At 36.9% G+C, this 14,328-nt stretch carries 11 protein-coding genes and 1 riboswitch; of the genes, 2 read left to right on the plus strand and 9 right to left on the minus strand.

The genetic code is table 11. The features are described 5' to 3' along the window. The first annotated feature begins 25 nt into the window (after positions 1 to 25). Positions 26 to 679, plus strand: a complete 654-nt coding sequence (locus BLT30_RS06375) for a CoA transferase subunit B (protein WP_089872455.1) — start codon at positions 26 to 28, stop codon at positions 677 to 679. A gap of 15 nt (positions 680 to 694) precedes the next feature. On the opposite strand, the gene BLT30_RS06380 is transcribed toward BLT30_RS06375, so the two are convergent. The 5 genes from BLT30_RS06380 to BLT30_RS06400 all read right to left on the minus strand — a co-directional run bounded on the left by BLT30_RS06380 (position 695) and on the right by BLT30_RS06400 (position 5,036). After that, positions 695 to 1,219, minus strand: coding sequence for a hypothetical protein (locus BLT30_RS06380; protein ID WP_089872457.1), 525 nt, complete (start codon positions 1,217 to 1,219; stop codon positions 695 to 697). 10 nt (positions 1,220 to 1,229) lie between these two features. Continuing rightward, positions 1,230 to 2,030 (minus strand): DUF4197 domain-containing protein, encoded by an 801-nt coding sequence (locus BLT30_RS06385; protein ID WP_089872460.1) that lies wholly within the window; start codon positions 2,028 to 2,030, stop codon positions 1,230 to 1,232. 66 nt (positions 2,031 to 2,096) lie between these two features. Beyond that, a complete protein-coding gene (locus tag BLT30_RS06390) occupies positions 2,097 to 3,608 on the minus strand; it encodes a carbon-nitrogen hydrolase family protein (RefSeq protein WP_089872462.1) in 1,512 nt (503 codons plus the stop codon). Beyond that, complete coding sequence (locus tag BLT30_RS06395) at positions 3,608 to 4,300, minus strand: SIR2 family NAD-dependent protein deacylase (protein WP_089872464.1); 693 nt, start codon at positions 4,298 to 4,300, stop codon at positions 3,608 to 3,610. Before BLT30_RS06395 ends, BLT30_RS06390 begins: the two co-directional genes overlap by 1 nt. A 1-nt stretch (position 4,301) precedes the next feature. Then, positions 4,302 to 5,036 (minus strand): DUF72 domain-containing protein, encoded by a 735-nt coding sequence (locus BLT30_RS06400; protein WP_089872465.1) that lies wholly within the window; start codon positions 5,034 to 5,036, stop codon positions 4,302 to 4,304. Between the two features lie 149 nt (positions 5,037 to 5,185). Beyond that, positions 5,186 to 5,288, plus strand: a riboswitch (SAM riboswitch). Between the two features lie 101 nt (positions 5,289 to 5,389). Here BLT30_RS06400 and BLT30_RS06405 point away from each other — a divergent pair. Next, positions 5,390 to 8,257 (plus strand): TonB-dependent receptor plug domain-containing protein, encoded by a 2,868-nt coding sequence (locus tag BLT30_RS06405; protein WP_089872467.1) that lies wholly within the window; start codon positions 5,390 to 5,392, stop codon positions 8,255 to 8,257. A gap of 204 nt (positions 8,258 to 8,461) precedes the next feature. On the opposite strand, the gene BLT30_RS06410 is transcribed toward BLT30_RS06405, so the two are convergent. The 4 genes from BLT30_RS06410 to BLT30_RS06425 all read right to left on the minus strand — a co-directional run bounded on the left by BLT30_RS06410 (position 8,462) and on the right by BLT30_RS06425 (position 14,292). Further along, positions 8,462 to 11,092, minus strand: a complete 2,631-nt coding sequence (locus tag BLT30_RS06410) for a copper-transporting P-type ATPase (RefSeq protein WP_089872469.1) — start codon at positions 11,090 to 11,092, stop codon at positions 8,462 to 8,464. A gap of 108 nt (positions 11,093 to 11,200) precedes the next feature. After that, positions 11,201 to 12,637 carry a serine hydrolase gene (locus tag BLT30_RS06415; protein WP_089872472.1) on the minus strand — a complete coding sequence of 479 codons (1,437 nt, stop codon included), beginning with the start codon at positions 12,635 to 12,637 and terminating at the stop codon, positions 11,201 to 11,203. A gap of 143 nt (positions 12,638 to 12,780) precedes the next feature. Next, positions 12,781 to 13,266, minus strand: a complete 486-nt coding sequence (locus tag BLT30_RS06420; protein WP_089872474.1) for a hypothetical protein — start codon at positions 13,264 to 13,266, stop codon at positions 12,781 to 12,783. Between the two features lie 90 nt (positions 13,267 to 13,356). Next, positions 13,357 to 14,292 carry an EamA family transporter gene (locus BLT30_RS06425; protein ID WP_245707125.1) on the minus strand — a complete coding sequence of 312 codons (936 nt, stop codon included), beginning with the start codon at positions 14,290 to 14,292 and terminating at the stop codon, positions 13,357 to 13,359. Positions 14,293 to 14,328: the final 36 nt, after the last annotated feature.

The following is a 14,328-nucleotide window of genomic DNA, read 5'->3' on the forward strand; positions in this document are numbered from 1 at the left end:
ATATATTGCGGTATAAGTTTTTACTATGCTGACAAAAGAACAAATCGCACAACGCATATCAAAAGAAGTGAAAGACGGGATGTATGTCAACCTTGGGATTGGGATTCCGACTTTGGTTGCCAATTATGTTCCAGAGGATATTTCGGTGGAATTCCAGAGTGAAAACGGCGTTTTGGGAATGGGGCCTTTTCCTTTCGAAGGTGAAGAAGATGCAGACCTTATCAACGCAGGAAAGCAAACCATAACGATTCTTCCCGGCGGTTCTTTTTTTGACTCGGCTTTCAGTTTTGGGATGATTAGAAGTCAAAAAGTGGATTTGACAATTTTGGGAGCAATGGAAGTTTCTGAGAACGGCGATATTGCCAATTGGAAAATTCCGGGGAAAATGGTGAAAGGAATGGGCGGCGCAATGGATTTGGTGGCATCGGCTGAAAATATAATCGTCGCTATGATGCATGTCAACAAAGCTGGCGAATCCAAAATTCTAAAACAATGTACGTTGCCTTTAACAGGTGTAAATTGTGTTAAAAAAGTAGTCACTGAATTAGCGGTTATGGAAATTACGGATAATGGTTTCAAACTTCTGGAAAGAGCGCCAGGAATCTCTGTAGAAGATATTGTGAAAGCAACAGAAGCTGAATTGATTATTGAAGGTGAGATTCCGGAGATGAAATTCTAAAAAAATATATCATACCTATTTCACTAAAACAGTGGTATGATGACCTTCTAATTTCCAATCATCTTTTTCGGGCAAATCTTGCTGATAAAATATCTCGGTTTCTTGATTTCCGGGTTTAAAGTTTTGAGAGAAAATATTTGTAATTCCAACTCTCTGTGGAAAAATTAAAGACATTATTTCAATTCCAGAATTCTCTTTAGATTTCCGGGCAATTAGTAATTCTATTTTCTCATCACTGTGAGGCCAGCAAATGCTTCCATTTTTTGCTAATAAAACTTCATTTCCATTGTTGGATTTTTGAATTGTTGTAATTGCAAAATTATACTGTTGCACACTTTTTTTATTCCAATTTTGCTGTAAAATTTTAGTTAATTGCTCTATAGCTTTTTTTTCTAAAGTAAATTCACTAATAAATAATATTTTATATTCATATCGATTACTGGCAACATCGCTGAAAGTCAAGGAATGTGAACAATAAGGTTCTTGCGATGACAGAAGACCTGAAGCGGAAACACTTAAAACTAAAAATAACTTTTTCATACGATTAGAATTACTTCTTCACCGCTCCAAAAACTTTCTCCAAAAGCGAAGTGGTCCTAAGCGCAGAATTATTTCTGATTCCCGTTTCTTTTTCCGCCACCATTTTGAAAACACCGTTGATGGTTTCCGTGGTTACATATTCATTCAAATCTGTGGTTACAGCCTGTCCTGTAAAAGTATTGTATTTTGAAATGATGTTTTTCCAAACCGTATCAGCACCAACTTTACCGAGAGAAGCCTGAACTTTTGGCTGAAAGGCCGTGAAAAGCTGACTCTGAGTCTTGGTTTGTAAATAATTGGTTGCAGCGGTGTTATTTCCCAATAGAATATTTTTAGCATCCGTAATTGTCATGGATGTAATGGCATTGGCAAAAATAGGAGTAGCTTCTGTTACGGCATCTTCAGCAGCTCTGTTCAGTAATTTTACACCTTGGTCAGCCAAACTTCCCATTCCTAAACCTCGAAGAGTTGTTTCAATTTTCCTCAATTTTTCAGGCATCAGGATTTTCACAGCTTCATTTTTTAAGAAACCATCTTTTACTCCAAGTTTTTGTACGCCCTCTTTTACTCCGAGATTAAGAGCTTCTTTCAATCCTGATGAGATCTGAGAGGAAGTTAAGCTTCCAAGATCGATGTTGGAATTGGTTGTAGAAGTTGCAGTTGTGCCTGTATTGGTTGAATTGGTTGTTTTGTTCTGATTAAGGTCAACGCCTGTTTTGTCTTTAACAACAGATTTTAATACATCGAAAATTTGTGCTTGAGTGGAAATTGAAAATAATAATCCGACAACAATTAAATAATTTTTTTTCATTAAATATATTTTTTACAAAATTAGATGATTAAATCTGAATGATGTTAAATAGCTTCACAAATAAATTTAACTCTGGTTTCTCAGAATCACATCATACAGATCTTGTCTCCTGTCTGTCAGTGTTTTTACGGAACCATTGTAATGTAGTTCTTTTAAGAGATTGAGGTCAACGTCCACAATCAGGGTCATTTCTGTATTCGGTGTAGCTTCACCTTTTATCGCATTAGAAGGAAAGGCAAAGTCTGAAGGTGTGAAAACCGCTGCCTGTCCGAACTGGATATCCATATTGTTGACGCCGGGCAAATTACCAACGCAACCTGCAATGGCAACGTAACATTCGTTCTCAATTGCTCGTGCTGCAGCACAATGACGGACACGCATATAAGCATTCTGGGTATCTGTAAGATAAGGAACGAAGAGGATTTTCATTCCCTGGTCAGCCAATAATCTTGGCAATTCCGGAAACTCAACATCATAACAGATAATGACCCCTATTTTTCCGCAATCTGTATCGAACACTTTGATTTCGTTTCCGCCGGTCATTCCATAATATTTTCGTTCATTTGGGGTGATATGGACTTTTCTGTATTCATCGATTTTTCCGTCTCTGTGAAGCAGATAACTCACATTATAAAGTTTTCCGTCTTCCAAGATCGGCATACTTCCGGAGATGATATTAACATTGTAACTGACAGCGAATTCGGATATTTTTTCTTTGATTTCTTCTGTCAGTTCCGAGAGTTTTTCCATAGATTCCCGTTCATTCAAATGATTGAAAGGCGCAAGTAAAGGTGTATTGAACAACTCCGGAAACAAACAAAAATCTGACTGGTAACCCGCAACAGCATCTACGAAAAACTCAACCTGCTTGTAAAAATCCTCGATATCTTTCAAAGAACGCATCTGCCACTGGATCAATCCGAGACGAATCACACTGTCCTGCATCGTGTTTTTCTTCGCTGTGTAATAGATATTGTTCCATTGGAGAAGAACTGCATATTCCTCAGATTCTGTGTCGCCTTTCAGATAACCTTTCAGGATTTTTACAGGAGAGAAATTATTTCCGATTTGAAAGCTCAAAACAGGGTCATAGATTTCCTTATTCCTAACTTTGTTGATGTATTGTCTTGGTGATAATTCTTTACTGTAAAGATGATAATTCGGGATTCTTCCGCCAACGATTATTGATTTTAGATTAAGGATTTCACAAAGCTCTTTTCTCGCATCATAAAGTCTTCTTCCTAATCTTAAAGTCCGGAATTCCGGATCAACAAAAACCTCGATTCCGTAAAGAACGTTCCCGTTATTGCTATGTGTGTTGAAAGACTCGTTTCCCGTGATTTCATTATAGGTATGCTGGTCACCGAACAATTCGTACTGAACGATTATTGATAAAGCTGCAGCAGCCAATTTTCCGTCCACCAAAATACAGATTTGTCCTTCTGCAAAAATGGAGGTCAGTTTTTGGATATTCCGTTTGCTCCAGACATTATCATCAATCTCCGGATAAGCTTTTTGCATAGCCTCTGCCAGTTCATCATAATCGTCAATACTTAATTTTCTGATTTCTACCTGCATTATTTATATTTTTTAATTAAAATCTCTTTCAATTGTTTCATTCCTTCCGTTGCCGAGGATTTAATGTAATTCTCGTTTTTGGTAAAAGAATTGGGATTTTCAAGATCAGGGTCGATAACAAAAACTTCACAGTGACTTGGAACATATCTAATAACGGAAGCGGCCGGATAAACCTGCATACTTGTTCCGATGACCAAAAATAGATCCGCCTGAGAAGCGATCTCAATCGCATTACCCATCTCTGGAACCATTTCTCCAAACCAAACAATATGTGGACGAAGCTGTGAACCGTCAGAATGAAAGTCACCAATTTTGATGTCTTCTTCCCAGTCAAGGATTTCGTTTTCATTATCAACAGGCCTTGCCTTTTTAAGTTCACCGTGAAGATGAATGATCTTTGAAGAGCCACCTCGCTCGTGCAAGTCATCTACGTTTTGTGTAATGATATGGACATCGAAAAAATCCTCCAATTCTGCAAGCAACTTGTGCGCCGTATTAGGTTCAACTTCTTTCAGCTGTTTTCTTCTGGCGTTGTAAAAGTCCAAAACCAATTGTGGATTTCTTGCAAAACCTTCCGGCGAAGCAACATCTTCAATGCGATGATTTTCCCAAAGCCCGTTAGAATCACGGAATGTTTTAATTCCACTTTCTGCAGAAACTCCTGCGCCTGATAACACCACTAACTTTTTCAATTTATTCCATAATTTTCTTTAAATATAATGAATTTTCGATTGCAGAAGTTCCCCAGGTATTATTGAAGTAGATATAGAATTCCTGGTTTGTAGCTTTTATTTCTTTTGTGAGATTATCCAGAAACTCTTCTGAATAAAGTGATTTATAAAGAATCGGTTTTCCGTGCAGACGATAATATCCGATTTTGGAATTGGAAAGAATCACATCCTCCGGAATTTTTCCAGGAAAACTGACGCCACAAAAAATCCATTGATGTTTTTTGAATAAGTCGAAAACTTCCTCACTCCACCAGGAAATGTGCCGAAACTCAACCGCAATTAGAAACTTATCAGACAATGTTTCGATCAGCCATTTGATATTATCTTCCGTACAACGAAAGGAAGCCGGAAACTGAATCAGAAACCCGGCCAATTTGTTCCCGATATTTTCATTGATGTAATCACAGAAATCAGATAGTTCTTCATTTTTATTTTCAGAATAACCGGAATGGGAAACCGTTTTTGGAATTTTGATAAAGAATCTGAAGTCATCTGGCGTTTCATCTTTCCATCTCTGAAGTGTTTTTGCTGTTGGCTTTCTGTAAAATGTACTGTTGATTTCAACTGTGTCGAAAGTTTGAGAATATAGTTTCAGGAAATCCTTGTTCTGAGAATTTTCCGGATAGAGTGAACCTTTCCAGTCTGTATTATAGAATCCGGAACAGCCGGTATGATATTTTATTTTGGAGTTTTTCATCCTAATTGATAATTAAATCTTGTGCCAATCAGTGTTGAATCAATAAATTAAAACTAATATGATATTTATCATATCAAATTAGTATGAATTAAATTTGCAGAGAAAAAAATCTTATGATAGTTTTGCACTGTGATAATGAATTGCTGTCATACTTATTAAGAAAGACCGAGGGAACTGACCTGTTGAAGTCTTAACAACCTGCCGATTTGGTAAGGTGTTACATTCAGCCTTTGAAAAAAGGAAAGATAAGTTGAAAATGTTTAAGTGCGGTTGCGATGCCGTTTCAATATAACTTCTTTCAGACTTGTCTGGGAGAAGTTTCTTTTTTTATATAAAACGTAAAATTTAAAAATATGATTCAAAAATCGATGTTTAATTCCGGAAAAAGGGCTGTTCTATCTACGGCTGTGATCTTCTTTTCGGGAATTTATTTAACTCAGGCTCAGGAAACAAAACCTGTTAAAGACACAACTTCCGGCAAACAGATTGAAGAAGTGGTTTTGGTAGGTTCCAGAAGTGGCGGACGTTCCAAAGCAGATAGTCCGGTTCCTGTGGATGTTTTTAATTTGAAAGATATTCAGCAGTCTCTGCCACAGACCAATATCAATCAAATCCTAAATACGATCGCACCATCTTTTACTTCAACTATTCAAACAAATGCTGACGGTTCCGACCATCTTGACCCAGCGCAGTTGAGGGGATTGGGACCAGACCAGACTTTGGTCTTGATCAATGGAAAAAGGAGACATACTTCGGCGCTTGTCAATGTGAACGGTGCGCCTGGAAGAGGAACTGTCGGAACGGATTTGAACGCCATTCCAGCTTTTGCTTTAAGCAGAATTGAGGTTTTGAGAGACGGTGCTTCTGCTCAATATGGTTCTGATGCCATTGCTGGTGTAATGAATCTTCAATTGAAAAGAGATACTGGAAAATTAACCGGGCAGTTCAATTATGGAGGTTATTTGACTTCAGCAGCCAATGACCATACCGGTAATTATGATGGGCAACAATTCCAAGTGGATCTGAATTACGGAAATAAGATCGGACAAAAAGGAGGTTTCTATAATATTACTTGGTCTTCTCAGTTCCGTGACCCTACAAGAAGAGCGGGAACTGAAAGTGCTCCAATATATAATGCTTATAATGCCATTGAGAAGAGAGCGGCTGAGAGTGGCGTGAATCTTTCTTCTTATTTCAATAATATCAATAATCTGAAAGGAACAGCTGGTGAACAAGATTTTGTAAATCTGATTCATCAATATGCTCAAGGTGTGGGTTATTTTAATTCGATTAATGCACCAGGCAGTTCCGATCTGCTTAGTTCAAGTATTCAAAATGCAAATTCTATCAGCACATTGCAAGCATTACTTAATCCAACTAATTACACTACAACCCAGCTAAACAATATTACAAATCAGGAATTGGCTTACAGAGGTCAAACGAGAAAAGATTTCAATCAACAAGTTGGGCAATCAAAATTGAATAATCACCAGTTATTTGCGAATATAGAAGTTCCAATTAGTGACGATTGGAAAGTTTATACTTTCGGAGGTTATTCTATCAGAGATGGTGCATCCGGAGGGTTTTATAGAAGACCAACACAGGCTAGAACATTCACAGGTTTGTATATTGATGGCTATTTGCCAGAGATCCATACTAAGATTCAGGATGTTTCATTGTCTGCAGGAATCAAAGGAAAATGGGACGGCTGGAATGTAGATCTCAGTAACACTTTCGGACAAAACAGTTTTGATTATACGATTGAGAATACAGGGAATACAAGTTTGAGATTCAACTCTCCGGACTCTTTCAAAGCCGGTGGATTACAGTTTTTGCAGAACACAATTAATTTAGATTTCAGCAAAGAATTTGATGTTTTCGAAGGACTGAATGTCGCTTTCGGAGCGGAACAACGCCACGAGAATTTCAAGATCAATCCGGGAGAAGAGGCATCTTATACTGCTTATGACATCTATGGCAATCCACAGACACCAACAACTTTAAGCTCAGACAAGCCTACCGATTTTTTTGGAGCTGCATTGGCCGGGAGTTCACAGGTTTTTGCAGGTTTCAGAGAAGCTAACAGAACCAATAAAAACAGGAATGCTTATGCGGCCTATGCCGATTTGGAATTCAATTTTACCAACTGGTTATTGGTAGATGCGGCAATTAGATATGAGGATTATTCGGATTTTGGTTCAACTTTCAATTATAAATTGGCTTCAAGGATCAAACTGACAGACGATTTTAACTTCCGTTTTGCCGGTTCCACAGGTTTCAGAGCACCATCGATTCATCAGATCTATTATAATACGACATCCACATTGTTCACATCGCTTCCAGGAAGTAACGGACCAACACTGGTGGAAGTAGGTACTTTCAGTAATGATTCTGACATTGCTAAAGGTTTTGGAATCAATAAACTGAAACAAGAGACATCAAAATCCGTAAGTACAGGTTTTACCTATAAGATTCCATCTTTGAATCTGAATATTACTGCAGATGCTTATTTCATCAGAATAGATGACAGAATTGCTTTGACTGACCAATTTGCAAGGCCTACAGATTTACAGATTCAAAATAATCCAAATCTTGGACCTGTAAGAGATGCTTTGGATGCAGCTAATGTAAATGCCGCACAATTTTTTGCCAATTCTATCGATACAGAGACGAAAGGTTTAGATGTTGTTATCAGTCATAATTATAGAACTGGAAGTATCAAGTTGAATAATGATTTTGCTGTCAACTTCAACAGAACCAAAAAAGTTGGAGATATCCACGCTTCTGACCTGTTGAAAAATGCTAGTTTGGAAAATACCTATTTTGGTGAGAAATCAAGAGTTTATTTAGAGGATTCAGTTCCAAAAGTGAAAGCAAGTTTATCGAATAATGTGAAATGGAATGATTTCAATATTTATTTGAGAAATACCTATTATGGAAAAGTTTATGGAGCAGATAGTGTGGATTTGAATGGCGACGGTGTGGCTCTTTTAAATGAGCATCAGCTTATTTCTGATAAAATCATTACAGATTTGTCAATCGGTTACGATATCAACAAGAATTTTAATTTGACCATTGGGACGAATAACTTGTTCGATATCTATCCAACAAAGAACGTGACGGCTTCTACGAACAATGACCAGTTCATCTACTCGAGATCAACGTCTCAATTTGGGCAGAACGGAAGATATGTGTTCAGTAAGCTGACCGTTTCTTTTTGATCAGACTATTTTTTTAAGGTTTTTATATTTGTTTTGAAATGGCATCGGGAGTTTCCCGATGCCGTTTTTTATGAAACTACAAAAGTTACAAAAGATATTTATTTATCAACATAATTCTGTCATTCCGAAGGAATCTAAACTGCCTTGTCGAGATTCCTTCGGAATGACAAATTAAAATTTTTTTTGTGTCTTTTATGGTTTAAACTAGATCTCCAACTTCACTTTATTCAATCTCAAAGAATTCAAGATCACAGAAACAGAACTGAAGCTCATCGCTGCCGCAGCAATCATCGGACTTAATAGAATTCCGAAGAAAGGGTAGAGCAGACCAGCTGCTAATGGAATTCCCAGAACGTTATAAATAAAAGCAAAAAATAGATTTTCCTTGATGTTTTTCAAAAGTTTTTCACTCAATATTTTTGCTTTTGCGACTCCGAGAATATCACCTTTCAACAATGTGGTTTCGGCACTTTCTATTGCAGCATCGGTTCCTGTTCCCATTGCAATCCCGATGTTGGATTGGGCCAGAGCTGGCGCGTCATTGATTCCGTCGCCTGTCATTGCAACGATCTTGCCTTCGGTCTGCAGCTTTTTGATTTCATTCATTTTATCTTCCGGGAGACAATTGGCTTTGTAATGTTTGATTCCCAATTCTGTCGCGACTGCTTTCGCCGTATGTTCGTTGTCGCCGGTCATCATTATGACTTCGATGTTTTGGGAATTGAGATAATCGATGGCTTGTTTTGAGGTTGATTTTATTTTGTCGGAGAAACTTAAATATCCGAGAACTTTTCCAGCTTTTGCGAGATAAGAAATCGTTTTGGCCTCTTCTTGTTTTGCAATGACTTTTTGCTTCAACGATTCGGGAATTTCGATATTGAAATGTTTTAATAAAGCTTCATTTCCAAGTAATATTTCTTCATTATTGATTGTTCCCTTAACCCCTTTTCCTGAAATATTTTCAAAGCTCTGAACTTTGTAGAATTGTAAATTTTCAGTTTTAAATTTGTCTAAAACAGCATTCGATAAAGGATGTTCTGAATTCTGATTTAATGAGCCGGCTAATTTTAAAATTTCATTTTTATCAGCATTTTCAAATGTTTCGATGTTGTCAAGACTTGGTTTTCCTTCTGTCAAAGTTCCAGTTTTATCCGTAATCAGAACATTGATTTTGTGCATCTCTTCCAGCGCTTCTGCATTTTTGATCAAAATTCCATTCTGTGCACCTTTTCCGATTCCGACCATCAAACTCATTGGTGTTGCAAGACCAAGAGCACACGGACAAGCAACTATCAGAACTGCGACAGCATTTACAAACGCGTAGATCAACTTGTTCTCTCCTCCGAAAATATACCATAAAACGAATGTTAGAACAGCAATTCCAATAACAGTCGGAACAAATATCTTCGAGATTTTATCTGCTAATTTCTGGATTGGCGCTTTACTTCGGCTGGCTTCGTTAACCATTTTGATGATTTGGGAAAGCAAGGTTTCATCGCCGACTTTTTCAGCTTTCATCAGAAAACTTCCATTTCCGTTGATGGTTCCGGAAGTGACTTTGTCATTGGATTTTTTCTCTACAGGAATTGGCTCACCAGTGATCATCGATTCATCAACGTTGGAATTACCTTCGATAATTTTTCCGTCAACAGGGATTTTTTCACCAGGTTTCACTCTTAATATATCATTGATTTTAACTTCTGCCAACGATACTTTTTTTTCGTTTCCATCAATGATCAGATTGGCTGTATCCGGTGAAAGATTCATTAATGCTTCGATGGCTTTTCCTGTTTTCATATGCGCTCTGGCTTCCATCATCTGTCCCATTATCACCAAAGTCAGAATCACACAAACAGATTCGAAATAAAGTGGGACGTTTCCGCCGTGAGCCAGTTCGTGTGGAAGAATATTTGGGAAGAATAAGGCAACCAAACTAAAAATAAAGGCTGCTGCAACGCCCAAAGCAATCAAAGAAAACATATTGAGATTCCAGGTTTTGAAGGAAATCCAGCCTCGTTTCATTACAAACCAACCAGCATAAAAAAGAACAGGTAAAGTTAAGGTCAATTCTAAAATCCCCTGAACCTGATGTGAGAATGGCCAATTGATGAACATTCCGCCCATCGATAAAACAAAAACAGGAACAGAAAATCCTATGGCTGTCCAGAATTTTCTCTTTAACAGTTTGTAAGTTTCATCCTCGTGGTCATTATTTTTTGAAGGTTTTGGAACGAGGTCCATTCCACAGATCGGGCAATTTCCGGGTTCATCTTGTACAATCTCGGGATGCATTGGACAGGTATATTCAACAGCTTTCTTTTCCGGGATTTTGACCAGGTCCATTCCGCAAACCGGACAGCCCACGTTGGAATCATAAACTTTATCGCCTTCACAAAACATTGGACAATAGTATTTACCTTGGTTCTTTTCAGTTTCGAGTTCAAAGTTTTGAGTTTCGGGTTTTGAACTTTGAAAATTAAACTTAGAATTTTGAACTAATTCCTTCGTTATCTTTTCCAGATGCATATGACAAACCGGACAACCTGAATCTGACTTGTAAGTTTTGTCACCTTCACAGAACATCGGACAAAAATAGTCTCCGATTTTATCTTTGAAACTTTCAGGTAGATTGGTTTTGGAATAGGTTTGTGGTTGGTTTTTATGGTCTTCGCGCTCTTCTATCGGAACGAGGAACATATTACAAACCGGGCATCTGCCTTGCTTGAAATAGAGTTTTTCCCCTTCGCATTCCATCGGGCAATAATAGACGGAACTTGGTGAAATCCTTTGATTGGGATGTAGATTGTCGTGACTATGATGATTGTGGTTTTCCATTTTTCTTGAATTGATATTACAAATTTCTGAAAAATAGATGCCAATCAGTTATAAATAAATGGAAAGATATTATATGTTAGTTTTGAAATTTAAAATTTGTTATAAAAATCATTCAATCTTCAATCTTAGATTTTTATCTGGAGATTTATCAGCATTCTTAGCAAAATTTGGTGCCGAAATCCATCTGGTTTTGTTGATGACCAGTTTGAACTGATATTCTTTGCCTTTCTCAAATTGTGATTTTGGAATGGCCAACTCAAAAGTTTGATCATCTTTTCTGGTCATTTGAAATGATTTGTTTTCCGCATTCCAATCGTTAAATGTGCCCGCAACTGCAACGCTTTTTACCAGACTGCTGTCCAGTTTTTTATCGTGTGTGTAAGTGAAAATAACTTTGTTTTCTTCAAGTCGGTAACCGTAAATTTCCTTTTGTTTATGAATCAATAAGTCATTGGCAATGTCAAATGTGGCGTTGCTGAGAATCTCGCCAGTTTCCGGTGCGCTGATGTTGACCATTACAATAATTCCTAAATTCTGCTCGGGAAGCACGGAGAACATCACCTGATTGCCATAAGCTCCGCCGTGTTTGAAAGCATATTTACCGAATTCTGAAACGTAAATTCGGTCCCAAAAATAGCCATACCAATCTTCATTGCTGTTTGTAATGTTTCGTTGTGATTCCTGAACTGTCTTGTTTTGACTGTCTAATTCGAACTTTAAAAATTTCATCAAGTCTCCCAATGTCGATTTGGTTCGCATACCTGAGGAACCCCATAATTGACTTACATAATGAGGCATCAAAACGTGATTGCTATTATAGCCATTGCCTAACTTTTCATTGGCATCTAAAGTAAATTTCGTGTGATTCATATTCAATTTTGACCACAGATTTTTCTTCAACAATTTTTCAACAGGTTCTTCGTAAATGTTTTCGAGCATCAAACCTGCAATCTCCAGACTTGGGTTGCTGTAAAGGTATTTTGTTCCGGGAAGTGTGTCCAGTTTTATGGTCTTCAGGTCACGCAAGAAATCGTTTTTTGAATAATTTTTATTGATTTCTACGAGTTTGAATGTCGTATTGTCATCAAATGTTTTCATAATCTCTCTGTCATCAGGAAAAACACTTGGTATGGCAGATTTATAGGAAATCAAATCTTTGATGGTAACAGGTTTTCCATTGTATTGCAAATTGGGATAATCGCCTTTCAGATATTTTCTGATGTCATCATGCACATTCGCTTTTTTATCCAAAACAGCTTGAGCAAGCAGATAGCCAGTCATCACTTTCGTCACAGATGCGATTTCGAAAAAAGTATTGTCGTTGGCCTTATTGCCTTTTCCTTTATCGATTTCGCCGTAATGTTTTGTGTAGATTTCACCATCTTTTATGATGCCGATGGACACAGAATACGCTTTGGACTTTTCAAATAAAGAATTTGCGTTTTTATCCATTGTGGAATAGATGGAGGTACCCTGATTATTTTTGTTTTGACCAAAAATTGCCGTGTTGATTAGCATCAAGAAGAAAAATATTGTTTTGTCCATTGAGAGTTAAGTTTTACGTAGATTAAGTTTCAATAATCAGACAAACGACAATGGATCTTTATTACATCATTTAATAGTGATTTTGAAAATAAAACCCTTCAGAAATTTCTGAAGGGTTGCTTTTTTTAAATAATTAATATTAATTATTTTCTCGGTTTCAAAGAAAGATTATCCACATAAACTGCTTGATGAACACTGTTCAATAGGACTTTCAAACCGATATGACTATCTTTTTTCAAACTAAGGCTGATTACTTTTTTATCTTTCGCAATGTTTATCGGTTTGGTGATTGAAATGTACGATTTTGGATCCGATGTTTTGCCAACTGAGAAAATCTCCAATGACGTTTCTCCGCCGTTATCTGTAATGTCAAGGCTTAAAGTATAATTTCCAGCCTTTACTTTCGGCGTAATAAGATACATATCCTCCTTTGGGTCTGTCATCGAGTAGAAGATCACTTTTTTCTCACTTGCATAGAGCATGGCCTTTCCTTTTTGAACCGTCCAGCATTTGTCTATGTCTTTCCATGAATCAAAATTTTCTGTGATTGCAGAAACGGTTTTGCATTGCGCATTGACTGTTAAAATTCCTCCTAAAGTTAAAATTCCTCCGAGTATTAGTTTTCTCATTTTTAATTATTTATTATAATGTAAAAATAGTTAAAAAAGCTTTTGTTACAAAGTTTATTTTTAATGAATCTAAATAGGGCTTGAGGTTAATTATGTGTCTTTTGTTTTCCATCTGAAAATCTCCTTCGCATTGAAAACAACCACAGCAATAAATATCAATGAATAAGCACAGATTTGGATAGGATTCAATGGCTCATTGTAAACTGTACTGGCCAAAATGAAAGCAATAATGGGATTGATGTTCAGAATCATCCCGACTTTTGAAGAAGCGATTCCTGTCAAAGCAAACAAATTTAGTAATAATGGGATAATGGTGTACATTATGGCAATAATTTCTACAAAGAAGTAGAACTTAAATTCTGTTGGAGCCGATCCAGAATAAGCTTGGAAAAATGGTAGCAAAATCAAAGCTGAGATGACGATGTGAAAATTCAGGATCAGAAACTTATCGAATTGTTTATTCTGGCTTTGGCAAATCAGATAAGCGGCATAAGTGAAGCCGATCAAACTGCTGTAAAACATATCCAGAATATTGGTGTAAGAAAGCAAAATACATCCCACTAAACTGAGAAATACCGATAGCCATTGGAGTTTGGTCAATTGATCTTTCAGGATAAAATAAGCTAATATTGTCGTAATAATCGGGCAAACGAGATAAGCAACCGATGTCGCCCGAACACTCACGTGATTCATCACATAGATAAATGAAAACCAATTGGCTGTCAATAGAATACTGCTTCCAATATTCAGAATGATGATATTTCTTTTGCTTTTTTTTGATATGGATTTGAAATAATTCAGATTCTGCTTTAATTTTTTCCTTTTGAAAACTAGAGAGACGAGTGACATAATCAACGCACAACTGAAAACCCTGTAAAATAGGATGTCAGAAGATGCATAATTATGTAAAGGTTTCAGTACCAAACTGAATGTGCCCCAAAGAGAAAATGCTAAAATAGCGGCCAGATAATGTTTAAGATTGTTCAAGTCGTTGTTTCGTTTAGAATCAATAAAATTGCTGTGCAAAAGTAGGTATCTTTTAACTGAACTTCTCTATATAAT

The sequence above is a fragment of the Epilithonimonas hungarica genome, from assembly GCF_900102265.1.
In the GTDB taxonomy this organism is placed as follows: domain Bacteria; phylum Bacteroidota; class Bacteroidia; order Flavobacteriales; family Weeksellaceae; genus Epilithonimonas; species Epilithonimonas hungarica.